Genomic DNA, 23,739 nt, shown 5'->3' on the forward strand with positions numbered 1-23,739 from the left:
CAGGGGGAAGTATATGATTGATATTATTGGAATGATTGGGATTGCTGGAATGATTTTTATTATTCTAATGGTTGCTATCGTCAAAACTATTAAAGATGGAAAAAAAAGAAGATAATAACGAACAATAATTAAAAAGACTTAAACTTAATTAGTCTAAGTCTTTTTAATTATTGTTTGCGATTACGATACGGAATGAACCAAATGCTTGTTGACTTGGATAATTATCTTTACTAACTTTATAAGGAAATGGCAAAGCAACCAATTGGAAATTACTTTCTTGATCTACTGTAGGCAATTTAAAATTAAAAATTTGTCTTGTTTCAGGAGCAACAGTAGTATAAGCTACTTTCTTGTTATCTAATATTTCAATTTGTTCCCAATCTTTAAAAGCCACAATAGCATAGTCTATTTCTTCTTTTGATTCATTACCATTTGATACAGTAAGTTCTTTTCCCTCATTTTCAGAAAAAACAGCTTGGAGTTTTTCTTCGTTTTTAGTAACAAATAGTGGTTCATAAAGGTTATCTTTTAAAACAGTTTTTGGTTGTATAGGTTGTACTGGAACGGATTTTGTTTTTTCTTCTTCTTCTTCTTTATGGTTACTGTTAACTGGATACCTCATACTTAGGACTTCTTCTAATATAGCCGCTTTATTTAAGTCATTGTCTTTTAGTTTATATTCGGGTTTTTTTATTATTAAAAAGGTTAATTCTTTTGCATTAGGAGAAACATCTAAAGAAATCTTAGTATCAATTGAACTATTTGGTTTCATCTGGAAAACATAATTCGATATTTCTTTTGTATTCTCTTCTGTTTTAAAGTTTTTTTGTTGGTAATCCTCTAGGACAATTAATCCATAGTTTCGATTTTCATCAACATTATGCATGAATGATAAAGTTACGTTTACATTATTATTTTCGCTAACAATTTCACTTCCATTATCAATATGTTGACCACTTTTATCTTTTAGACCATACGAAACAGTATTAGCTTGCTGATCTCTTTGTTTTGCCTCTTTAATATGCTCTTTAGAAGGTGTATGAGATGTATTTGGGTCCTTCTTTTGGGACGTATTGAACAAGAAATAGACTGCAGCTAATAAAATAAATAGAACGCTGGTAATTATGTATAATTTTTTCATGAAAAACCTCTCAATATTATCATATTATAATTGAAAAAAGATATGCAAAAAGCATATCTTTTTGGTTCTTACCAGTAAGCTTTTGTTTCGTGATTTACATCATTATAGCCGCTTAATTTATAAGTATGATTTCCAATTGCATAATCATCTCCATAGTAAATGCTTGAATTTGTTGCTGTAGCACTTACAAAAGATGATTTATTTGCACTAGCAGATTTTGAATTAATTAAAGAACCATCGCCATTGAAAGTTCTTGATCTTGCATAAATATAGTCTTCTGTTGAAGATGAACTAGACTTAGAAACTGCATAAGGATTCCCTAAAAATGGTGTATAAACGGTAGTATTAGACGTATTAGTCGGTGCAGCTGCAACAACTAAACCAGGAATGTTAGATGTTTTTGCTGTTTGAACCACATCAAAGTCAACTACAACTGGTTGCTTGTCCGCTTTATCCACTTCTGCTGCACTTGCGTTACTAGTAAAACCAAAACCTAAAACTGATAGACCTAAAGTTGCTACTGCTAAAGATTTTTTGATTTTCACTAATTTCCCCACCTTTTATAATTTTGAGAGTTTAAACTCAATTAATACAATATATGAAAATTCAGAAAACATCAACCATATTTTGTAAGAAAAATAGAAATATTTTACTTTTAACAGAATGAAACTAACACTTACTAATAGAGTTGCACTAATAAATACTAAGAAAAACGTAGTATTGCGGTTTTTATAGTCGTTAAGCGCAATGAGTAAAAAACAAATGAGAAATAACATATGTAAAGGTATAGAAGTGAATAGTGGTTTTGAAGTTAATATATCAATCAACAATTTTACATACAGTATCGCATAAACCATTAAGAAGATAACTTTAAAAAATTTTGGCAAAAGCCCACCTACCTACTATGGTTTGTTTGGGGATTATATTGTTGTTATAGGTTACTTATTGAAAAATTGTATTTTTCTGTAATTATAACATTTTACTGGATTTATAAAAAGATGTGATTTATTTGAAATGTAAGGAAGTTTTTTAATGAATACGATTTAAAAAGAACAGAATACTAAAGGAGAATGAAAGAAGAAAGGTAGGAGGATTCTATGCAAAACTTAACAGAGCTTGAAGTAGAAAATTTACGTCATTTGATCGGTGGACACGCAACAATTATTAACAAGTTGGAGCAGTATGCACAGACGTGTACAGATCCACAACTGAAACAAATGCTACAAAAAGATGCGCAAGATGCACGAAATACGAAACAGCAATTAATGACTTTCCTAGGATAGGAGGAAGCGGAACATGAATGAAAAAGATATGGTAAATGATTATTTAGCAGGATTAAATGCAAGTTTAACAAGTTATGCAAATTATATTGCTCAGTCTGATAATGAACAGTTACACCAAACGTTAATTCAAATTCGTAATCAAGATGAAATGCGCCAACGTAATATGTATGAGTACGCAAAGCAAAAAAGTTATTACAAACCGGCAGCACCTGCGAATCCAATGATTGTACAACAATTAAAAAGCCAATTAAGTGCGGAATAACAGGAAAAAGAAAACGAGCGAATCTATTCGCTCGTTTTCTTTTTGTATATGTCAATAAATACATAATAAATATTTTTCCAGTTGTAACAAATATGACGAAAATGGAATATGACAATTCACAAAAAAGACAAAAACTTTGTTCAACATTTCACAAAGTATCCATGGTTTCTATCGTGGGAATCTCTATAATTAGGGGTGTAAAGAACAAAAGAAATAGATTATATGATCAATTAGGAGAGATTGCTATGAAACGAAATACAAGAAAAATTGCAATTATCGGTACTGGATTAGTTGGATCAAGTTGTGCATATTCCATTGTCAATCAAGGCATTTGCGAAGAGCTATTATTAATTGATATAAATCATGAACGTGCAGTTGGGGAAGCAATGGATTTATCACACTGCATTAACTTTACAAATACAAGAACAAAAGTATATGCAGGAAGCTATGAAGACTGCAAAGATATGGATATCGTTATTATTACAGCAGGACCAGCGCCAAAACCAGGGCAAAGTCGCTTAGATACTTTAGGAGCAAGCGCAAAGATTATGGAAAGTGTTGTTGGCGGCGTAATGGAAAGTGGATTTGATGGTATTTTCTTACTTGCATCGAACCCAGTTGATATTATTACATATCAAGTGTGGAAATTATCTGGATTACCTAGAAATCGTGTAATCGGTACTGGTACATCACTAGATTCTTCTCGCTTACGAACAATTTTATCTGAAATGTTACATGTAGATCCTCGTAGTATTCACGGGTATTCATTAGGGGAACATGGTGATTCGCAAATGGTTGTTTGGTCTCACGTAACTGTTGGTGGAAAGCCGATTCTACAAATTTTAGAAGAGAAAAAAGACAAATTTGGTGAAATAGATTTAGATGAAATTGTTGAGAAGACTGCAAAAGCTGGATGGGAAATTTATAAACGAAAAGGTACTACTTATTACGGAATCGGAAATTCTCTAGCATATATTGCGAGCTCAATCTTTAACGATGATTACCGTGTCATTGCTGTATCAGCTATTTTAGATGGGGAGTACGGCGAGTATGATATTTGTACAGGAGTACCAGCTATTATTACTAGAGATGGTATAAAAGAAATTGTAGAACTAAACTTAACAGAGGATGAAGAATCTCGATTCGCAAAATCAAACGATATTTTACGTGATTATATGAAAACAATTGGTTACTAACTTATAGGAGAAGGTGAAACAAATGAAGGAATATATAATGTCTCGTGTATTTAAAGCATCTGCTGGAATCGCACAAGGTATTTTCGTATCCCTTGGAATTGGTTTACTAATCGAAAATATAGGAAGAATTGTTGATATTCCGTTACTTATTACAATCGGAGTTGTTGCAAAATCACTTATGGCACCAGCCATTGGTGCCGGAATTGCTTTTATGCTCGGTGCAAATGGTCTTGTAATCTTCTCGGCTATGGTAGCTGGAGCGATTGGTGCTGGATCCATTTCAATTACTGAAGCAGGTCTAATTATTAAAACAGGTGAGCCAATCGGTGCATTATTAACAGCGACTTTGGCTGTATATATTGGTAAACGTTTAAGCGGGAAAACTGCTTTAGATATGATGCTCGTTCCATTTGCGGCCATATTAGGTTCTGGTTTAGTCGGTATTTGGTTATCTCATAATATTACTCCTGTTTTAAATACAGTTGGAGCATTTATTAAAGATAGTTCAGCTGGTAGCCCGTTTATCGCTTCTATCGTTATTGCAGTCGTTTGGGGACTATTACTTATCTCTCCAGCTTCATCGGCTGCGTTAGCGATTGCACTTAGCTTAGATGGTGTTGCGGGTGGTGCTGCTCTTGCAGGCTGTGTTGCTCAGTTTATCGGATTCTCTGTTATCTCAGCGAAAGAAAATAATTTAGGCGGTATATTAGCTCAAGCACTTTGTACTCCGAAAGTACAGTTGCCAAATATCACTAAAAATCCAATGATTCTCGTCCCAACTGTTGTCGCCAGTGCGATAGTTGGTCCAGTATCCGCATTGATTTTCCAACTGGAAGCAGGAAAAGAAATTGCAGGTCTTGGATTGAGTTCTCTTATCGCACCAATTAATTTAATTTCTAGCGAAGGATGGGAAGTTGTCCCTGCGATGGTAATCACTTATATCATCATTCCAGTAGCTGTTTCTTATATACTTTACATTGCTCTTAAAAAAGCAGGTCGTATTCACTCTGGTGATATGACTGTACCGCAATCTTAAATTGAAAATCTCCTTTTATATAGAGAAAAGCAGACTGGAAGCCACAGTCTGCTTTTTACATTTTTTGATTTTGTTTTACTGGAACACGTACCGTTTCTTTTGCTAATAATAGCTGCACGCCGAAGTATAGTATGCTTGCAAGCGTCATTCCAGAAATGGCGTCTACAAACGCGTGTTGTTTCGTAAATAACGTTGATAAAATAATAAGCGTACCGAAGAAGGTAAGAATGTAATATTCAAAAGCATGTTGTTCTCTACGTCTAAAGGCAGCTAACATAATGATAAAGGTAGTAAGAACGTGAATGCTAGGGAAACAGTTCACCGGTTGATCGATACTATAAATATAGCGGACTAGTTCGGAAAATATGTCTGATCCAACGACTGTTGGACGTGGTACAGTTGTTTGCCAAAAATAATAAATAGAAAAACAAGCAAGTTTTCCAAGAATTACACTACTTAAAGTGACATAATATTGTTTTCGATCCGCAAAGCAGTAATAAATAAGTGCGCCGTATAAGTAAGGAAACCACAGTAAATAAGGAATAATAAATGCTTTTACAAATGGAATCCAATCGTCTACTACAGTTGTGACATCTACTGCGTGAACAGCCGATTTATTTAATACATCGTAAAGGGGACTTACGAGTACGAGTAGAAGTATATAACTTAACGGAAGAAAAGATGAAAGTTTAAATTTCTTCATGATAATCTCCTATGTTTAGTAATGTAAGTAAATTCAATTGATTATAATATAGAAACGTAATTTGGGCTATCGATTTTACTTACATTTTCTTGAATGAACCTTACGTTTTTGTCACTTGACTGAAAAGAAGGGGAGGGTGCTATATGAAGCGTTTATCGTATTTCTTAGTTTTTATATTGATATGCCTAGTCGGTGCTGGGTGTGCAAAGGATAAAGAAGGAGAGAAATTAGAATATAACGGAAGAGCACTCGTCATTGGAGTTGTTGGAGAAAAACCGAAAGATACGTTTAGGAATATAAAGTTTGAGGAAATGAAGTTAGAAGATCTGGAAAAGAAATCTAAGGAAGTGGATGGTTTTCTAATAATGAAAGATCACTTTCAAGAAGCCTCAACAGATCAGTATAAAAATGTATTTTCATCGTTAAAAAAACCAGTGTTTTTTATCGGTTTACAAGATAAATCATTTTCGATTTTTATTACAAAAGGGATAGAGTATAACAGTGCCCGAAAAGATGTAAATGCTATGTATACGCAAGGATTTGCAAATATCGGAAGTGGTGAAGGACAACAATGGGCAGTTGGTTTATCGAATGGTGGAAATACTGAAGAAAGCATTCATAATATGTATGTCGTCGTATTTCAAACAATTGCAGATTATTTGAATCGATGAAGAAGGAGCCTGTAAACAAGGCTTCTCCTTTATTTCGCATTGAGGAATCGGTTATATAATGGTCCAAAGGATTCCATTGTTATGAGGTTACTAGTAGGACTTTTTTATTAACAGTAATTCCTCAATATGCAAGAAATATGCAAATATGCATATTGTATTTATTTGGATATTTTGTATGTTAAAATTAAATATAGGGATTTTTGTATATAAATAATTAAAATCAGAAATATCCAATGAATTTTGAGAGGTGTTACATGTTTACAAACAAGAAATTAATTCGAATTGGTCTAACATTACTTGTATGTTTATTTGTAATTGATTTTACAATCGGTTATTTTCAAGCATATCTTGAATCAGCGGCAGGTATTAAATGGGTAATATCAGAAACTTGGAAAACTATTTTGTTAGATGCCCCTGAAAGTATATTGGTTATTTTAGGTGCAATTGCTTTATATGATTTCACAAAAGAAACATCGCAAAAAGACGCATCAATTTAGATGTGTCTTTTTTCTTTGCAGTAATTTCTTCAACATTATGGAATACTCTCACTATTACGGCCAAAATCGTTATTTCCTTTTATCCCGCTTTAATGGGCAGTAAGATCCCCACCTCAAAATTCAGCGAAAGCAAAGAATTTAGGTGGGGGATCAACTGCCCATAAAGGTCCGATTGGTTCAACTAATAATCAGTGGGAGATGAAGAAAACCCCCACTGATTAAAGTTTCACTTTATCTGTACGCCTTGTCATGTAAAGTGTTGCCAGGTTTTGTGACTATAGGCTGAAATGGTTAAATAAACGTTTGTTTAAGATGTATGTTTGGTAAAAAGAAACTGATGTAGCTCAAAGGTTAACAAAGAAAAATAGGGAATTAATCAAACGTTTGTTTAAGGTGTATGTTCGGTAGGAAGAAACTGATGCACCCCAAGGGTTAGCAAAGAAAAATAGGGATTTAATCAAACGTTTGTTTAAGATATATGTTCGGCGAGTGATAAGAGAAGAATCTAAAAAATTTATTATTTATTTTTTCTTAACAAATGGCGGAAAAATAAGAAAAATTTGCAGGATTATTAAAAATTATCACGAAATAAGTAAAAGTTTAGCGAATAATCGTTTGAAATAATAAAACGTTTTCTATATGATAAAGGTAAAGGTTAGTAAAAAAGTAGGTGAATTTATGACAGTAACATTTTATTCATATCCAAAGTGTGGCACATGTCAAAAAGCAAAGAAATGGTTTGAGGCAAACGATGTAGCATATGAGATGATTCATATTGTTGAAAATCCACCATCAAAAGAAGATTTACGTAATTTACATGAAAAAAGTGAATTACCATTGAAAAAATTCTTTAATACAAGTGGAATGCGTTACCGTGAACTTGGTCTGAAAGATAAGTTAAAAGATGCAAGTGAAGACGAAATGTACGAGCTTTTAGCATCTGATGGCATGTTGATTAAACGTCCAATCGTAACAAATGGAACGAATGTAACACTTGGTTTTAACGAAGAGCAGTTTGAAAGTGTGTGGAAAAAGTACCAATAAGGTATTTTTACATAATTAATACATTCACTGGAGGTACAGTCATGAGCATTCCAAATAATTTACGTTACTCTGAAGAACACGAATGGGTAAAAACTGAAGGTAATGAAGTTGTTATCGGTATTACTCACTTTGCACAAAGTGAGCTAGGCGATATCGTATTCGTTGAACTTCCAGAAGTAGGTGCAACAATCGAAGCTGACGAGCCATTCGGAAGCGTAGAATCTGTTAAAACAGTTTCTGAGTTATACGCACCTGTAAGCGGTAAAGTTGTAGCAGTAAACGAAGAATTAAGTGACCAACCAGAACTTGTTAACGAATCTCCATACGAGGGTGCATGGATGGTTAAAGTTGAACTTTCTGATGCAAGCCAAGTTGAGAAGTTATTAACTGCTGAAAAATATGCAGAGATGACAAACCAAGACTAATTATAGTCGACTAAAGGACAGCCTTTGTGCTGTCCTTTTTTATTTTGTGCTACATCATACATTTAAAATCGAGTGTAAATGAATAAGCTATTATGGAAATGAACGTTTTTCGGTAAGGTTTCATGGGGCTTCTTGATCTAAACAGGTGGCTTCGCTTCTTCCTGCAAGGAAAAAGTGCCTTTACGTCAGAAGCTCCATCCCCCTCACAATCTGAACGAGCCACTTCCGCTTTTCTTTATGATCTAGCTCCAGTGGCTAGAACAGTCGGTCATTTCACTCCTGAACTTGAGGCAAAAGGCGCCTCTAGTTCAGGAGTTCCAATGTCCTCTTGTTCTGAACGAGCCACTTCCGCTTTTCTTTTGCAAAAATAAACAGGAAACAACATGAAAATAACGAATATACTATATACTAAGTTAAAGGTTGTATAGTATATGGTGATCGGGTGATGACATATGATTTATGTGGAAAAAGTCATTATTGTAGAAGGTACATCAGATAGAAGAAAGATTGAATCTATTATTCGGGAACCGGTGGAAATTGTTTGTACAAATGGTACAATTGGTTTGGCGAAAATGGATGAGCTCGTTGATCAGTTTTTTGATAAAGAAGTGTATGTACTTGTGGATGCTGATGATGCTGGAGAAAAGTTAAGGAAACAATTTCGAAAAGAATTTCCGCAAGCAGAGCATATTTATATTGATCGCTCGTACCGAGAAGTGGCAACTGCGCCATCTTCACACTTAGCAAATGTACTATGGGGAGCTGACATTGACGTTTATACAGAATATTTACGGTAAGGAATGATAGAAGTGATTGATTGGACAGGAGCCGAAGCAACAGCCCTAATAGAGAATGAAGAAAAAACAGTGTTATATGTATATACTCCAATGTGTGGAACATGCCAATTAGCAAAAAAGATGTTAACTGTCGTTGAGATGACAATTGAACATTTGAAAATTGGAATGTTAGATTTAAATTATGCTCCGCATGTAGCGAAAGAGTATGGAATCGAAAGTGTGCCGTGTTTACTTGTTTTTGAAAATGGGACACTCATGAAGAAGATATATGCATTTCATTCGGTTGAATATTTATATACGGAATTAAAGTAGGCGGCAAAGTTTTTGCCGCCTCGACATATTTCTTGGGAAATATGTCGAGATGCAGGGTGGTTACAGTATTTGTCGAGCGAAAGTAACAGGATTGCTCTTTAGTAAGAGGGAATGGTATGTGTAATAGAAAGTGATATGAAGGATGTGATTCAAGGTGAAATTATATTCTTTGCTGCAATCATTTGTAAATTACGCTAATGGTCAATATCATTTAGAGCCGCTTTTAAGACAAGGAGAAAAAACTGTTAATTTCCGCTTTGGAGATGAAAGTTGTTCGTTACAAATTTCAAGAGATTATATAGAACTGCTACATGAGGAAATAGGGACGGAGCAAATTGTTTGTGTAGATGAAGAAGATGTAAAACAATTGGTAAACGGCAATGTACGATTGCAAATGTTAATGAACGATGGACGTGTACAATATTCGGGAACATATCGAACGATGCTATTAGTCGAATCGATGTTTCACATATGTAAACCGATGTCAGTAGGGGCTTAAAATTCTGAAGGTTCATTTTTTACGAAAATTTCTGTTGACATGGTGTGTGGATATTGATACAATTCAATTCATAAAATATAGACAATTTCATAAATTACAAATCAGACGAAAATGTAATCTGATTTCTCTTATCAAGAGAGGTGGAGGGACTGTGCCCTGTGAAGCCCGGCAACCGTCAACTTATGTTGAAATGGTGCCAATTCCTGCAAAGCAAATGCTTTGAGAGATGAGAGAGAGGGATAATGCTGTTATATACGCACATAAACCTTTCTGCTTCTCTAAAGCAGAAAGGTTTTTTTATTGTTTGAATGTGGAGGACATTCAAACAATAAAAGTAGTGATACCGGTGGACTACACGCATTAAACATAAAAAATTGCGGAGTCGATCAAAAATCTAGCTCCAGCGGCTAGAAAGTCGGTCGTTTCATCCCTTCCTATGAGGCAAAAAGCGCCTCTACGTCAGGGATTTGGGCGTCCTCTTGTTCTAAACGAGCCGCTTACGCTTTTTATTAAAAAAAGGGGTGATACACCATGATTCTATTAGAGAATGTAAAGAAAATATATAAAGCAAAAAGCGGTGATGTCACTGCTGTAGATAACGCTAATTTAAAAATAGACAAAGGTGAAATCTTTGGTGTTATCGGATATAGTGGCGCTGGGAAAAGTTCTTTAATCAGATTATTCAATCAGTTAGAGAAACCAACTTCTGGCCAAATTACAATTGCAAATCGCGTGATTTCAGCGATTACAGGAAGTGAACTTCGTAAAGCAAGGCAAGAAATCGGAATGATTTTTCAGCATTTCAACTTACTTTGGTCACGAACTGTACGCGAAAATATCGAGTTCCCGCTGGAAATTGCAGGTGTTGATAAGGCGAAGAGAAGAAAACGCGTGGATGAGTTAATTCATCTTGTTGGATTAGAAGGAAGAGGAGATGCGTATCCATCTCAGCTGAGCGGAGGACAAAAGCAACGTGTTGGTATTGCAAGAGCATTAGCTAACAATCCGCAAGTACTATTATGTGATGAAGCAACGTCAGCTCTTGATCCAGAAACGACAGATCAAATTTTAGATTTATTATTAGATATTAATAAGCGTCTCGGTTTAACAATTGTACTCATTACACATGAGATGCACGTGATTCGAAAGATTTGTAATCGAGTGGCGGTAATGGAAAAAGGAAAGATTGTAGAAACGGGTCCAGTACTTGATGTATTCCGTAATCCACAGCAAGATATTACAAAACGATTTGTAAAGCAATTAACAGATTCTGAAGATACAAATGAAACGATTGAAAGTTTAATTGAAAAATATCCAGATGGTAAAGTAGTTCGTTTGCAGTTTATCGGTGAAGCTGTAGAAAGACCAGTACTTCAAAGATTAATGCAACGCAGTGATATAGAAGTTAGCATTTTGCAAGGAAATATCGCACAAACGAATGACGGTTCTTACGGTAGTTTAGTTGTTCATTTAAATGGTGAGGAAACAGCGATTCAGCAAGCAATAGAGGGAATACATCAAGATCAAGTAGAGCTGGAGGTGATTGCACATGGATAAGTTACTCGCAAATGTTGATTGGAATCAAATGTTAGAAGCAACTGGTGAAACGTTATATATGACGGCAATCGCAGCTCTTGCCACATTTGTTTTAGGACTCATTTTAGGATTGTTACTCTTTATGACAGCGAAAGATAATTTATGGGAAAACAAGACGGTTAACACAGCAATTGGAGCATTCGTAAATATATTCCGTTCGATACCGTTTATTATTTTAATCATTTTATTAATCCCATTCACAAAGATTTTGCTTGGAACAATTCTGGGAGCGAGTGCAGCATTGCCAGCTTTAATTATTGGAGCGGCACCGTTTTACGCGAGAATGGTTGAAATCGCACTTCGCGAAATTGATAAAGGTGTAATTGAAGCTTCAAAAGCGATGGGAGCAAAAACAAGCACAATTATTTTGAAAGTATTGATTCCAGAATCGTTACCGGCATTAGTATCTGGTATTACGGTTACGACAATTGCTTTAGTAGGCTATACAGCAATGGCGGGAGTTGTTGGTGCTGGTGGCCTTGGAACACTTGCATATTTAGAAGGATTCCAACGAGGAAATAACGATGTGACAATCGTTGCGACAATTTGTGTATTACTAGTTGTATTTTTCATTCAGTGGATTGGTGATCGTGTAACGGTTCGAATAGATAAACGATAATAAAAAACGGGAGGATGTTTCAAATGAAAAAATTATTACTTACAGCACTTATTTCAACTTCAATTTTTGGGTTAGCTGCTTGTGGCGGGAAAGATAAAGATGAGAAGAAACTAGTTATAGGTGCTTCTAACGTACCGCACGCTGAAATTTTAGAAAAGGCAAAACCGTTACTCGAGAAAAAAGGAATTGAATTAGAAGTGAAAAAATTCCAAGATTACGTGTTGCCAAATAAATCGTTAGCGGATAAGGATCTAGATGCAAACTACTTCCAGCACATTCCGTATTTAGAAAAAGAAATTAAAGATAAAAAATATGATTTTGAAATAGCGGGGAAAATTCATATTGAACCAATTGGTGTATACTCTCAAAAATATAAGAGCTTAAAAGAGCTTCCAGACGGAGCGACAATTATTATGAGTAATTCCGTTACTGACCATGGACGTGGTTTAGCAATTTTACAAAAAGAAGGCATTTTAAAAATTAAAGATGGAGTAGATCCAGTTAGTGCAACGCCAAAAGATATTGCAGATAATCCGAAAAACTTAAAGTTTAAAACGGATATTGAGCCTGGTTTGTTACCACAAGTGTATAACAATAAAGAAGGCGACGCTGTTTTAATTAACTCAAACTATGCGATTGATGCGAAGTTAAACCCAGAAAAAGATGCAATTGCAATTGAAGGTGATGATTCTCCATATGCAAACGTAGTAGTGGTTCGTAAAGGTGATAAAGATAAAAAGGCGATTAAAGAGCTAGTAGAAGTGTTACATTCTAAAGAAATCGAAGACTTTATTACTAAAGAATATAAAGGAGCGGTTGTTCCTGTAAAAGAATAATTGCGATTGAAGGATCAGACTCTCCATATGCAAATATTATTGCGGTTCGTAAAGGTGACGAGAAGAAAAAAGAAATGAAAGAGCTAGTAGGAGTATTGCATTCAAAAGAAATTCAAGATTTTATTAATAAAGAATATAAAGATGCTGTACTTCCGGTAAGTGAATAAATATAAGGAAAGGACTGGTAATTTTCTAGTCCTTTTTTCTTTATATAAATAAGAAGAAAGGTGTATCATATAAGGATGCAAGTGAAATACTTATATACATTTGTGAAAAAATTGTTACTTTTTTTCGCCGTTTGCGATATCATTTTATTTGATATAAAATTAGAATGAGAATAAAATGAGAATATGAACGTTTTAGGAATTTTTAAAATGTATATATAGGATTAATGGAGGTATTGAGATGGCTGGTTCTACATTAACGGTTAAAGACTTACACGTATCAATTGATGGCAAAGAAATTTTAAAAGGTGTAAACCTTGAAGTAAAAGGTGGAGAAATCCACGCAATTATGGGACCTAACGGAACAGGTAAATCAACTTTATCTTCTGCAATTATGGGTCACCCAAAGTATGAAGTAACAGAAGGTAGCATCATCATCGACGGTGAAGATGTATTAGAAATGGAAGTAGACGAGCGTGCGCAAGCAGGTCTATTCCTAGCAATGCAATATCCAAGTGAAATTAGCGGAGTAACAAACGCTGACTTCTTACGTTCTGCAATTAACGCACGTCGTGAAGAAGGCGATGAAATTTCTCTTATGAAATTTATCCGTACATTAGATAAAAACATGGAATTCCTAGAAATGGATCCAGAAATGGCACAACGTTACTTAAACGAAGGTTTCTCTGGTGGAGAGAAAAAACGTAACGAAATTCTTCAATTAATGATGATTGAGCCAAAAATCGCAATCTTAGATGAAATCGACTCAGGTCTTGATATCGATGCATTAAAAGTTGTATCTAAAGGTATTAACGAAATGCGCGGCGAAGAGTTCGGTTGCCTAATGATTACGCATTACCAACGTTTATTAAACTACATCACTCCAGACTTCGTTCACGTTATGATGAACGGTCGTATCGTTAAATCTGGTGGCCCTGAGCTTGCACAACGTCTAGAAGCTGAAGGTTACGACTGGATTAAAAAAGAATTAGGTATTGAAGACGAAACAACAGAGCAAGAAGCGTAAGAGAGGAGCATAAACATGACAATCGGTACATTACCTTTCGATCAAGAAACAATCCGTCAACGCGCAAGCGAAGTAAACGAAGCTGCTTGGTTGACTGAGTTCCGCTTACAAGCGCTTGCACAAGCAACTGAACTTCCAATGCCAACGCCTGATAAAACGAAAATTGAAAAATGGGACTTTATCGGAAAAGGCGACGCTGCTAAGCAAGAGCCTGTAAGTTCTTTAACAGAGCTTCCAGAAGCAGTGAAAAACTTAATCGATGAAAATAACAGCGTATTAGTACAACGCACTGGTACAACTGCATTCGTTTCTTTAGCAGACGAAGCAAAAGAAAAAGGTGTTATTTTTACAGACATCGTAACAGCTGCAACTGAGCACGCTGAGCTAGTACAAAAGTACTTAATGAAAGACGGCGTGAAAGTAGACGAGCATCGTCTAACTGCACTTCATGCTGCATTAATCAACGGCGGTGCATTCGTATATGTTCCGAAAAACGTTGTTCTTGAAACTCCACTTCAAGCTGTATTCTTAGTAGACGGTGAAGAAGCTAACGTATATAACCACGTATTATTCGTAGCTGATGCGAACAGTACTGCAACTTATGTGGAAAACTACGTTGCAAATGAAAATGCTAAAGGTATTGCAAATATCGTGGCAGAAGTAATCGTGGAACAAGGCGCACAAGTGAAATTCGGTGCGGTTGATCTATTAGCAAAAGACGTAACAACTTACGTTAACCGCCGCGGTATTGTTGGACGCGACGGCCGTGTTGATTGGGCTCTAGGCCTTATGAACGACGGAAACACAATTTCAGAGAACGTTACAAACTTAATGGGCGACGGTTCATATGCTGATACGAAAACAGTAACAATTGGCCGTGGTAACCAAACGCAAAACTTTACAACTAAAGTTGTTCACTTCGGTAAACATTCTGAAGGTTGGATTTTAAAACACGGTGTACAAAAAGATAGCGCAACATCTATCTTTAACGGAATTGGTAAGATTGAACACGGTGCATCTAAATCAAATGCACAACAATCTTCTCGCGTTCTTATGTTAGATGAAAAAGCTCGTGGGGATGCAAACCCAATTCTTCTAATCGACGAAGATGATGTAATGGCAGGTCACGCAGCTTCAGTAGGTCGCGTAGATCCAGTCCAACTATACTACTTGATGAGCCGTGGTATTCCAAAACGCGAAGCAGAACGTTTAGTCATCCATGGATTCTTAGCACCTGTAGTTAATGAGCTTCCAATTGAAGGAGTAAAGGCACAGCTTGTTGAGGTAATTGAAAGGAAAGTTCGCTAATGAATATTCATGAAATACGCAAACAGTTTCCAATTCTTGATCAAAAAGTGAACGGCAAACAACTTGTTTATTTCGATAGTGCAGCAACTTCTCAAAAACCAATTCAAGTCATTGAAACGTTAGAACGTTACTATAAAGAATATAATTCTAACGTGCATCGCGGTGTTCATACGCTCGGTACGAAAGCTACCGACGCGTATGAAGGTGCACGCGAGAAAGTTCGTAAGTTTATTAACGCGAAATCAATGGAAGAGATTATTTTCACGCGCGGAACGACAACTGCATTAAATACAGTAGCGGCTAGCTATGGTCTTGAAAATGTAAAAGAAGGCGATGAAATCGTTATTTCTTACATGGAGCACCATAGTAATATCATTCCGTGGCAACAAGTTGCGAAGAAAACTGGTGCAACTTTAAAATACCTTCCGCTTCAACCAGACGGTACAATTTCTTTAGAAGATGTTCGTCAAACAGTTACACCGAATACGAAAATCGTTTCTATTATGCAAGTATCAAACGTGCTTGGAACGATTAACCCTGTAAAAGAAATCGGAGCAATCGCACATGAAAATGGCGCAATTATGGTCGTTGACGGTGCACAAAGTACACCTCACATGAAAGTAGATGTACAAGATTTAAACTGTGATTTCTACGCATTATCTGCTCATAAGATGTGCGGACCTACAGGTATCGGCGTATTATATGGTAAAAAAGAATTGCTAAACAATATGGAGCCAATTGAATTTGGCGGTGAAATGATTGATTTCGTAGATTTACAAGAATCTACGTGGAAAGAGCTTCCGTGGAAGTTTGAAGCAGGTACACCGATTATCGGTAATGCAATCGGACTTGGTGCGGCAATTGATTTCCTAGAAGAAATCGGTCTTCATAATATTGAAAAGCATGAGCATGAATTAGCGCAGTACGCTTTAGAAAGACTATCAGAAGTAGATGGCGTTACAATTTATGGTCCAAAGCATCGCGCTGGTCTTGTTACATTTAATATTGAAGACGTACATCCTCACGATGTAGCGACAGTATTAGATGTAGAAGGTATCGCGGTTCGCGCAGGACACCACTGTGCACAACCGCTTATGAAGTGGCTGAAAGCTTCTTCAACAGCACGTGCGAGCTTCTATTTATATAATACAAAAGAAGAAATTGATACATTTGTTGAATCGCTAATCAAGACAAAGGAGTATTTCACAAATGTCATTTAATAATTTAGATACGTTATATCGTCAAGTTATTATGGATCATTATAAAAATCCTCGTAACCATGGCGTGTTAGAAGATAGTGTTACAGTTAACTTGAACAATCCAACTTGCGGTGATCGTATTCAACTTACGATGAAAGTAGAAGAAGGTATTGTGCAAGAAGCGAAGTTTGAAGGAGAAGGATGTTCTATCTCAATGTCTTCAGCTTCAATGATGACACAAGCAGTAAAAGGTAAGAAAATTGAAGAGGCACTTCAGCTTTCTAAAATTTTCTCTGACATGATGCTAGGAAAAGAGTACGATGACAGCATCGATTTAGGAGATATTGAAGCATTACAAGGCGTATGCAAGTTCCCTGCACGTATTAAATGTGCAACATTAGCGTGGAAAGCGTTAGAAAAGGGCTTAAACGAAGATAAGTAATGTTAAAGGTTCCTAAAAACGAGGTTATCTAAGGAGGGACACACCAACATGGCGAAGCAACTGCCAGATATCGGCGATTATAAATATGGTTTCAAAGACAAAGACGTTTCGATTTTCCGTGCTGGACGCGGTTTAACAAAAGAGATCGTTGAAGAGATTTCACGTATGAAAGAAGAACCACAGTGGATGTTAGACTTCCGTTTAAAATCACTGGATAAGTTCTATGAAATGCCAATGCCGCAATGGGGCGGCGACTTAAACGACTTAGATTTCGATGAAATTACGTACTACGTAAAACCATCTGAGAAATCTGAGAAGTCTTGGGATGAAGTACCTGATGAAATTAAAGCTACATTTGATAAATTAGGTATTCCAGAAGCTGAGCAAAAATATTTAGCTGGTGTATCTGCACAGTACGAATCTGAAGTTGTATACCACAACATGAAAGAAGACCTAGAAGCTCTAGGAATCGTCTTCAAAGATACAGATAGCGCATTAAAAGAGAACGAAGATATTTTCCGTGAGCATTTCGGAAAAGTAATCCCACCAACAGACAACAAATTCTCTGCATTAAACTCTGCAGTTTGGTCTGGTGGATCATTCATCTACGTTCCAAAAGGTGTTAAAGTTGATACACCACTTCAAGCGTATTTCCGTATTAACTCTGAAAATATGGGACAATTCGAGCGTACGCTTATCATCGTAGACGAAGGCGCACACGTACACTACGTAGAAGGTTGTACAGCACCTGTTTACACGACTAACTCACTTCACAGTGCGGTAGTAGAAATCATCATTAAGAAAGATGCATATTGCCGTTATACAACAATCCAAAACTGGGCGAACAACGTATACAACCTAGTTACAAAACGTGCGGTTTGTGAAGAAAACGCAACGATGGAGTGGATTGACGGTAACATTGGATCTAAATTAACGATGAAATACCCAGCAGTTATCTTAAAAGGCGAAGGCGCTCGTGGTTTAACATTATCTATCGCGATTGCTGGTAAAGGCCAACACCAAGATGCTGGTGCGAAAATGATTCACTTAGCACCAAACACGTCTTCAACAATCGTTTCTAAATCGATTGCGAAGCATGGTGGTAAAGTAACTTACCGTGGTATCGTACACTTCGGACCAAAAGCGAAAAACTCTCGCTCTAACATCGAGTGTGACACGTTAATCATGGATAACCAATCTACATCTGATACAATTCCTTACAACGAAATCAAAAACGATTACGTTTCACTTGAGCACGAAGCGAAAGTATCGAAAGTATCAGAAGAACAATTATTCTACCTAATGAGCCGCGGTATTTCTGAGCAAGAAGCTACAGAAATGATCGTAATGGGCTTCATCGAGCCATTCACTCGCGAACTTCCAATGGAATACGCAGTTGAAATGAACCGCCTAATCAAGTTTGAGATGGAAGGTTCTATTGGTTAATAGATAAAGTAGAAGCGCCCTGCATAGCAGGGCGCTTTTTTATGTTGTGTTTAGTTGGGGTCAGTTTAGGGCAGGTTGGGATACTCAGGTGGGTGTTCAGTTAAATATATCAACGATTTTTCAAATATATCGACCACAACTCAGAATATATCAGCGATTATTTCAATATATCGACGATTCGACAAGGAATATCGACTTATCAACAAATTACGACATAGCAGAACTGGGCATATACCCCTCAATATTTAGAGGAAAGAGGAGCACTTATTCATAAAGCGCCGAATTGAAGTAGTTGATGCTAAGATACTGACAGACCCATGGGGGAAATCCACCAAAATACTCGCAAAACCACTCAAAAAAAATTCTCACAAATCCCCGCTTTACCAACTAATCCACAAACTAGAAAAATAAAGTTTCTCATATAAAAAGGGCAATCTTTTGCTTTTTCCCATAATGCGAGTACAATGTAAAATAGCAAGAAAAGACGAAAAGTATTTACAGGATTATTGCGTACGCATAGCGTAAATGGCAGTAAGGAACTGAGAGGAGGTTTTTTCTCTGAATATAAATAAAGAAACAATCATCCACCTTTATCATACAAACGATATACATAGTCACTTTGAAAATTGGCCGCAAATTTCTCGGTTTGTACAAGGAGAGAAAAAGCGAAGACAGGAAGCGGGAGAGACCGTTTTGACGGTTGATATCGGCGATCATGTGGATCGTTTTCATAGTATTTCGGAAGCGACGAATGGACTTGGCAATACGAAGCTTTTGAATGAGGCGTTATATGATTATGTAACGATCGGAAATAATGAAGGAATTACGTTAGCGAAGGAGCATTTGAATCGTCTATATGATGATGCTGGATTTGAGGTGCTTGTCGCGAATTTATTTGAAAAAGAAGGTGTACGTCCGGAGTGGGCAAAGCCTTATAAATTACATACAACGACAGATGGGATTACGATTGCTTTTATCGGGTTAACGGTTGCGTATCCAGAGTTTTATCAAATGTTAGATTGGCATATTGAAGATCCAATCGAACATTTAGAGTCTATTTTAGAAGAAGTGAGAGATGAGGCTCATATAACGGTTGTCCTTTCTCACCTTGGAAAAAGTATGGATGAGTATATGGCGGAGCATTATGATGTAGATGTTATTTTAGGGGCACATACGCATCATTTATTTGAGCGAGGCGTTCTTATGAATAATACGTTACTTTGCTGTTGTGAAAAGTGGGGACGTTACGTTGGGCACGTTCAGCTTACTGTGGATAAAGAGGCGAAGAAGCTGTTGAAAAAGGACGGTAGAGCGATTAAGACAGAACGTTTAGGTGCTTATAGCAAACCGTTATCCACAATTGAATTGCTGCAAGAAGAAAGTAAACAGATTATGGCAGAGCCTGTTGTTCATTTAAAGGAATCATTACCAGTTAATTGGTTTCAGGAGACAGCATTTTCGCACATGCTAGCAAATGCGCTGAAAACGTGGTGCGGTGCAGAGATTGGAATGGTGAACGCGGGTGTACTTCTTGAAGGATTAGAAGAAGGTGTTGTAAAGCGCGGAGATATTCACAGAATTTGTCCACATCCCATTAATCCATGTTTATTAAAAGTGCCGGGAAAAACGCTACGAGAAGTTATTTTAAAAGCACGTCGCCCGAATATGGAGAACCTTGAGGTAAAAGGATTCGGATTTCGCGGGAAAGTGATGGGGAAAATGATTTACGCTGGTGTGGAAGTTATTCCAGATACGATTCCTGGAAATAAAATTTTACTCGAAGATGTATTAATTAACGGGGAATCGCTAGAATTAGATCGCATATATACAGTAGGAACGATTGATATGTTTACATTCGGCTACTTATACCCAGAGCTATCCACACTTTCTGACAAACAATATTATATGCCAGAACTACTTAGAGATGTGTTAACAGACATGTTAATAACTCATACATCTTCCGTCAAACTATAGGCTAGTTAACTTGTAACACTCATTTTTCTCTTGTCATACAGATAAGAAAGAGAGGAGTGTGAACTATGGTTAATGTGGAGCCAATTATAATCGATAATTATACGTTTATTGCGGTTAGCGTCAAACTTCCAAAGACAAATTTGCTAGCTGTAATGAGCGATAAAGGATATATTATGTGCGGTGCATTAGATGTAGGTCTTTTAAATGAGAAGTTAGGGGATCGAGGTATTATTGCTGGCCGTGCGGTTGGTGTAAGAACGATTGAACAACTTCTTGAAGCACCGCTAGAATCAGTAACGATTGAAGCTGAAGCTTTAGGTATTACGGCTGGCACAATCGGAAAAGAAGCATTATTAAAAATGAGATAAGCATATATCGTCCCTCCTTCTTGCATAGAAATGATATAAGAAGGAGGGTTTTTTATGAGTATATTTCGTTCGAAAAATTCGCGGTTTCGAAGGGGGCCTATTTCCTTTCGGCACATACTGCTTATGTCATTTATTCTTTTTGTCATATTACTGGTGCAAGGATTATGGATTGTGAATAGCAGCATTCAGCCGACATTAATGAAATATGGAGAAGTAGAGACACATAAAATGGCGAAAGCGGTTATGACGAAGGCGCTAAAAGATAGAATCGATGAAGGATTCGATGTCGATTCATTAATGAAAGTACAAAATGATAAAAACGGGAAAGTATCTACAATTAATTTAAATACGAAACAAGTAAATGAAATCGTAACGTCAACGACCACATACATAGAAAAATATTTACAGCAAGTAGAACAAGGGAATTTGAAGGGAATAGGTATTTCTGAAAAAAATGGGGCAATGATGGCAGTTCCTTTTGGTCGTGTAACAAATAATGCGCTTCTTGGAAATATAGGACCAGATATTCCAATTGATTTCACGACGATTGGTCATGTGAATACGGATATTAAACAAAAAATTGAACCGCACGGGATCAATACGACAGCGATTCAAATTATTATGGAAATGGAAGTCACGTTGCAAGTGGTTATTCCCTTTCATACGAAAGAAATAAAGGTAAAACAAGATGTTCCGATTGCAACGCGTATCGTTCAAGGGGAAGTGCCTACGTATTATGGAAGCGGGAGTGTCGCTGTACCTGATAAAAAGAAAACGGATAGTTAGCATAAATAAAAAATAACCGTAGCAATGTGCTACGGTTATCGTTTTGTATTCGCGCGTTCTTTTCGCTCCCAAAGACTTAAATGCATGTATGGATCGAAAGCCCATTCTGTGTAGCCATTGTCTTTATACATGCCGAAATGTAAGTGGGGCGGGAATTTTCCAGCTGTGCCGGGAGGACCGTAACCGGTGCTACCAACAAATCCGATTACTTTTCCAGGCTCGACAATTTGTCCGAGCTGTATTTCTTTTGAGAATCCGCCTAAATGAGCGTAATAATGATAATTATTATGAAGGTCGCGAATACCAATGCGCCATCCGCCAAGGCGATTCCAGCCTTTTGTTTCAATGATGCCATAGCAAGTAGACCTTACTGGTACGCCATAGCCTGCAAAAATATCGGTTCCTTCATGAACTCTCCTTCCCCCAAAACTTCTTCCAGCGCCGAAAGTACTACGATAACTATGGTCACTACGAATCGGAAGAGGGAAAGCATTTCCTTCTAAATTAATACGTCCGTAATGTTTATAAATTTGGGCGTATTCGGTAATTAATTCAACTGTTTTCGCACGTCTATAATATTCCCAAAGCATAATATGAATACGATCTTCGGACGTTCCTTGTTTCTTTAAAATCGTTGCTGCTGTATGCAAAAGATCACGGTCGTTATTTGCATTTGCAAATCCATCTTTGTCACCATCTAAACCTAACCCGCCAAATAAAGAAATGGTATGGGGAAGAGTGTCGTTACCATTAACAGGTCCAGCCCATATTTCTGGTTTGAAATAAAGGGAAATGATGGCATCTGGTTTTTTCGGAATATCTTTTCTTACGCTCCGTATATTTCTTTCGTATTGATCCATTGCAGCTAAGTAATACCACGGAATGCCTGAAGATTGTTCGGTTTCTTTATATAGTGCCATGCGCTTTTCGTATATGCTTTGCTGATTATCTTCACCGTAAGCGATGTTTTGGTGGAGAAGAAAGCAAATCGAAAGCAAAATAGAAATTTTTCGAAGCATGAAATAGACTCCTTTCACATCATCACTCTTTTTAGTGTGGGATATACGGAGTATTTCATTATAGGGAACGATTGGAAAAAATCTTAGAATCTTCATTTGAGCAAATCGCTTTCATACGTTAGAATAGATATGTTACATTGAAAGAAGCGAACACGGTAAACTATTTCATATTGTGCGGAGTTGATAACCATGACAAAACAAACAGAATATAAGCGCAAGCCCGAATGGTTGAAAATTAAGTTAAACACGAATGAAAACTATACAGGCTTAAAGAAAATGATGCGTTCTAAAAATCTTCATACAGTTTGTGAAGAAGCAAAATGTCCGAATATTCATGAATGCTGGGCTGTAAGAAAAACAGCAACATTTATGATTTTAGGTGCAGTATGTACACGTGCTTGTCGTTTCTGTGCGGTTAAAACAGGCTTACCAACTGAGCTTGATTTACAAGAGCCAGAACGCGTAGCAGATTCTGTAGTACAAATGGGCTTAAAGCACGTTGTTATAACAGCGGTTGCACGTGATGATTTAAAAGATGGGGGAGCAGCTGTTTTTGCTGAAACAGTACGCGCTGTACGTCGTAAAAATCCATTTACGTCAATCGAAGTATTACCATCTGATATGGGTGGAGTAGAAGAAAACTTAAAAATGTTAATGGATGCAAAACCAGATATTTTAAACCATAACATTGAAACAGTACGTCGATTATCTGACCGAGTTCGCGCTAGAGCAAAATATGATCGTTCATTAGAGTTTTTACGTCGAGCAAAAGAAATGCAGCCTGATATTCCAACTAAATCGAGCATTATGGTGGGCTTAGGTGAAACGAGAGAAGATTTAATTGAAGCAATGGATGATTTACGTGCAAACAATGTGGATATTCTAACTCTTGGACAATACCTACAACCATCTAAGAAGCATTTACCAGTTCTTAAATATTACCCACCAGCAGAATTTGCAGAGCTTAAAGAAATTGCACTTAGCAAGGGCTTTAGCCACTGTGAAGCTGGTCCACTTGTGCGTTCTTCTTACCATGCGGACGAGCAAGTTCGTTCTGCAAAAGAAAACACAGCAGAAGCAAAATAATGA

The 23,739-nt window shown here is 36.7% G+C and carries 27 protein-coding genes, 1 pseudogene and 1 riboswitch; of the genes and pseudogenes, 24 read left to right on the top strand and 4 right to left on the bottom strand.

The window, feature by feature from the left end:
* Positions 1-163 precede the first annotated feature (163 nt).
* Positions 164-1,141 carry a hypothetical protein gene (locus tag Q9B79_RS19495; RefSeq protein ID WP_306186784.1) on the bottom strand — a complete coding sequence of 326 codons (978 nt, stop codon included), beginning with the start codon at positions 1,139-1,141 and terminating at the stop codon, positions 164-166.
* A gap of 68 nt (positions 1,142-1,209) precedes the next feature.
* Complete coding sequence (locus Q9B79_RS19500; RefSeq protein WP_306186785.1) at positions 1,210-1,686, bottom strand: XoxI protein; 477 nt, start codon at positions 1,684-1,686, stop codon at positions 1,210-1,212.
* Positions 1,687-2,238: 552 nt separating this feature from the next.
* Between Q9B79_RS19500 and Q9B79_RS19505 the strand changes: the two genes are divergently transcribed.
* The 4 genes from Q9B79_RS19505 to Q9B79_RS19520 all read left to right on the top strand — a co-directional run bounded on the left by Q9B79_RS19505 (position 2,239) and on the right by Q9B79_RS19520 (position 4,918).
* A complete protein-coding gene (locus Q9B79_RS19505; protein WP_001180555.1) occupies positions 2,239-2,424 on the top strand; it encodes a hypothetical protein in 186 nt (61 codons plus the stop codon).
* 13 nt (positions 2,425-2,437) lie between these two features.
* Complete coding sequence (locus Q9B79_RS19510) at positions 2,438-2,686, top strand: spore coat protein (RefSeq protein WP_001002987.1); 249 nt, start codon at positions 2,438-2,440, stop codon at positions 2,684-2,686.
* A 245-nt stretch (positions 2,687-2,931) separates the two neighbouring features.
* Positions 2,932-3,882, top strand: coding sequence for an L-lactate dehydrogenase (locus tag Q9B79_RS19515; protein WP_372339556.1), 951 nt, complete (start codon positions 2,932-2,934; stop codon positions 3,880-3,882).
* A 22-nt stretch (positions 3,883-3,904) separates the two neighbouring features.
* Positions 3,905-4,918 carry a PTS sugar transporter subunit IIC gene (locus tag Q9B79_RS19520; RefSeq protein WP_000666176.1) on the top strand — a complete coding sequence of 338 codons (1,014 nt, stop codon included), beginning with the start codon at positions 3,905-3,907 and terminating at the stop codon, positions 4,916-4,918.
* A 55-nt stretch (positions 4,919-4,973) separates the two neighbouring features.
* Here the strand turns inward: Q9B79_RS19520 and Q9B79_RS19525 are convergent, their stop codons facing one another.
* On the bottom strand, positions 4,974-5,621 hold the full coding sequence (locus tag Q9B79_RS19525) for a phosphatase PAP2 family protein (protein ID WP_306186789.1): 648 nt from the start codon (positions 5,619-5,621) through the stop codon (positions 4,974-4,976).
* Between the two features lie 143 nt (positions 5,622-5,764).
* Here Q9B79_RS19525 and Q9B79_RS19530 point away from each other — a divergent pair, with 143 nt between their 5' ends.
* The 19 genes and pseudogenes from Q9B79_RS19530 to yunB all read left to right on the top strand — a co-directional run bounded on the left by Q9B79_RS19530 (position 5,765) and on the right by yunB (position 21,631).
* A complete protein-coding gene (locus tag Q9B79_RS19530; protein WP_306186791.1) occupies positions 5,765-6,292 on the top strand; it encodes a hypothetical protein in 528 nt (175 codons plus the stop codon).
* Between the two features lie 254 nt (positions 6,293-6,546).
* Positions 6,547-6,789, top strand: a complete 243-nt coding sequence (locus Q9B79_RS19535) for a DUF3937 family protein (RefSeq protein ID WP_141539472.1) — start codon at positions 6,547-6,549, stop codon at positions 6,787-6,789.
* A 678-nt stretch (positions 6,790-7,467) separates the two neighbouring features.
* The gene (locus Q9B79_RS19540) at positions 7,468-7,833 is read left to right on the top strand and encodes an arsenate reductase family protein (protein ID WP_000218969.1); all 366 of its coding nucleotides are present in this window, start codon (positions 7,468-7,470) and stop codon (positions 7,831-7,833) included.
* A 41-nt stretch (positions 7,834-7,874) separates the two neighbouring features.
* A complete protein-coding gene (gene gcvH, locus Q9B79_RS19545; RefSeq protein ID WP_000026900.1) occupies positions 7,875-8,258 on the top strand; it encodes a glycine cleavage system protein GcvH in 384 nt (127 codons plus the stop codon).
* Between the two features lie 452 nt (positions 8,259-8,710).
* A complete protein-coding gene (locus Q9B79_RS19550) occupies positions 8,711-9,055 on the top strand; it encodes a toprim domain-containing protein (protein WP_098668822.1) in 345 nt (114 codons plus the stop codon).
* Positions 9,056-9,058: 3 nt separating this feature from the next.
* Positions 9,059-9,367: a thioredoxin family protein gene (locus Q9B79_RS19555; protein ID WP_306186796.1), complete on the top strand. Its 309-nt coding sequence runs from the start codon at positions 9,059-9,061 to the stop codon at positions 9,365-9,367.
* A 154-nt stretch (positions 9,368-9,521) separates the two neighbouring features.
* A complete protein-coding gene (locus tag Q9B79_RS19560; protein ID WP_048528307.1) occupies positions 9,522-9,866 on the top strand; it encodes a hypothetical protein in 345 nt (114 codons plus the stop codon).
* Positions 9,867-9,991: 125 nt separating this feature from the next.
* Positions 9,992-10,099: riboswitch (SAM riboswitch) on the top strand.
* Positions 10,100-10,397: 298 nt separating this feature from the next.
* The gene (locus tag Q9B79_RS19565; protein WP_098668823.1) at positions 10,398-11,423 is read left to right on the top strand and encodes a methionine ABC transporter ATP-binding protein; all 1,026 of its coding nucleotides are present in this window, start codon (positions 10,398-10,400) and stop codon (positions 11,421-11,423) included.
* On the top strand, positions 11,416-12,081 hold the full coding sequence (locus tag Q9B79_RS19570) for a methionine ABC transporter permease (protein WP_061678021.1): 666 nt from the start codon (positions 11,416-11,418) through the stop codon (positions 12,079-12,081). The genes Q9B79_RS19565 and Q9B79_RS19570 overlap by 8 nt, the downstream gene beginning before the upstream one ends.
* A gap of 23 nt (positions 12,082-12,104) precedes the next feature.
* Positions 12,105-12,917: a methionine ABC transporter substrate-binding lipoprotein MetQ gene (gene metQ / locus Q9B79_RS19575; RefSeq protein WP_306186801.1), complete on the top strand. Its 813-nt coding sequence runs from the start codon at positions 12,105-12,107 to the stop codon at positions 12,915-12,917.
* Positions 12,908-13,084: pseudogene (locus Q9B79_RS19580) on the top strand (MetQ/NlpA family ABC transporter substrate-binding protein); the annotation flags it as partial. The gene metQ and the pseudogene Q9B79_RS19580, both read left to right, overlap by 10 nt.
* A 238-nt stretch (positions 13,085-13,322) precedes the next feature.
* Positions 13,323-14,108 (top strand): Fe-S cluster assembly ATPase SufC, encoded by a 786-nt coding sequence (gene sufC, locus Q9B79_RS19585; RefSeq protein WP_000929160.1) that lies wholly within the window; start codon positions 13,323-13,325, stop codon positions 14,106-14,108.
* A 15-nt stretch (positions 14,109-14,123) separates the two neighbouring features.
* Positions 14,124-15,416: a Fe-S cluster assembly protein SufD gene (gene sufD / locus Q9B79_RS19590; protein WP_306186804.1), complete on the top strand. Its 1,293-nt coding sequence runs from the start codon at positions 14,124-14,126 to the stop codon at positions 15,414-15,416.
* Positions 15,416-16,636, top strand: coding sequence for a cysteine desulfurase SufS (gene sufS, locus Q9B79_RS19595; RefSeq protein ID WP_001020769.1), 1,221 nt, complete (start codon positions 15,416-15,418; stop codon positions 16,634-16,636). Before sufD ends, sufS begins: the two co-directional genes overlap by 1 nt.
* Positions 16,626-17,057 (top strand): Fe-S cluster assembly sulfur transfer protein SufU, encoded by a 432-nt coding sequence (gene sufU / locus Q9B79_RS19600; RefSeq protein ID WP_000009523.1) that lies wholly within the window; start codon positions 16,626-16,628, stop codon positions 17,055-17,057. Before sufS ends, sufU begins: the two co-directional genes overlap by 11 nt.
* Before the next feature lie 48 nt (positions 17,058-17,105).
* Entirely contained in the window at positions 17,106-18,503 is a 1,398-nt protein-coding gene (gene sufB / locus Q9B79_RS19605) for a Fe-S cluster assembly protein SufB (RefSeq protein WP_001118827.1), read from the top strand.
* 582 nt (positions 18,504-19,085) lie between these two features.
* On the top strand, positions 19,086-20,477 hold the full coding sequence (locus Q9B79_RS19610) for a bifunctional metallophosphatase/5'-nucleotidase (protein ID WP_306186943.1): 1,392 nt from the start codon (positions 19,086-19,088) through the stop codon (positions 20,475-20,477).
* Between the two features lie 65 nt (positions 20,478-20,542).
* Positions 20,543-20,845: a YunC family protein gene (locus Q9B79_RS19615; RefSeq protein WP_000248463.1), complete on the top strand. Its 303-nt coding sequence runs from the start codon at positions 20,543-20,545 to the stop codon at positions 20,843-20,845.
* 54 nt (positions 20,846-20,899) lie between these two features.
* Positions 20,900-21,631: a sporulation protein YunB gene (gene yunB, locus Q9B79_RS19620; RefSeq protein ID WP_306186809.1), complete on the top strand. Its 732-nt coding sequence runs from the start codon at positions 20,900-20,902 to the stop codon at positions 21,629-21,631.
* Positions 21,632-21,666: 35 nt separating this feature from the next.
* On the opposite strand, the gene Q9B79_RS19625 is transcribed toward yunB, so the two are convergent.
* The gene (locus tag Q9B79_RS19625) at positions 21,667-22,650 is read right to left on the bottom strand and encodes a M23 family metallopeptidase (protein WP_306186811.1); all 984 of its coding nucleotides are present in this window, start codon (positions 22,648-22,650) and stop codon (positions 21,667-21,669) included.
* A gap of 189 nt (positions 22,651-22,839) precedes the next feature.
* On the opposite strand from Q9B79_RS19625, the gene lipA reads away from it, so the two are divergent.
* On the top strand, positions 22,840-23,736 hold the full coding sequence (lipA, locus tag Q9B79_RS19630) for a lipoyl synthase (RefSeq protein ID WP_000166370.1): 897 nt from the start codon (positions 22,840-22,842) through the stop codon (positions 23,734-23,736).
* Positions 23,737-23,739 lie beyond the last annotated feature (3 nt).

The organism is Bacillus sp. MHSD_36 (genome assembly GCF_030757775.1).
Lineage (GTDB): Bacteria > Bacillota > Bacilli > Bacillales > Bacillaceae_G > Bacillus_A.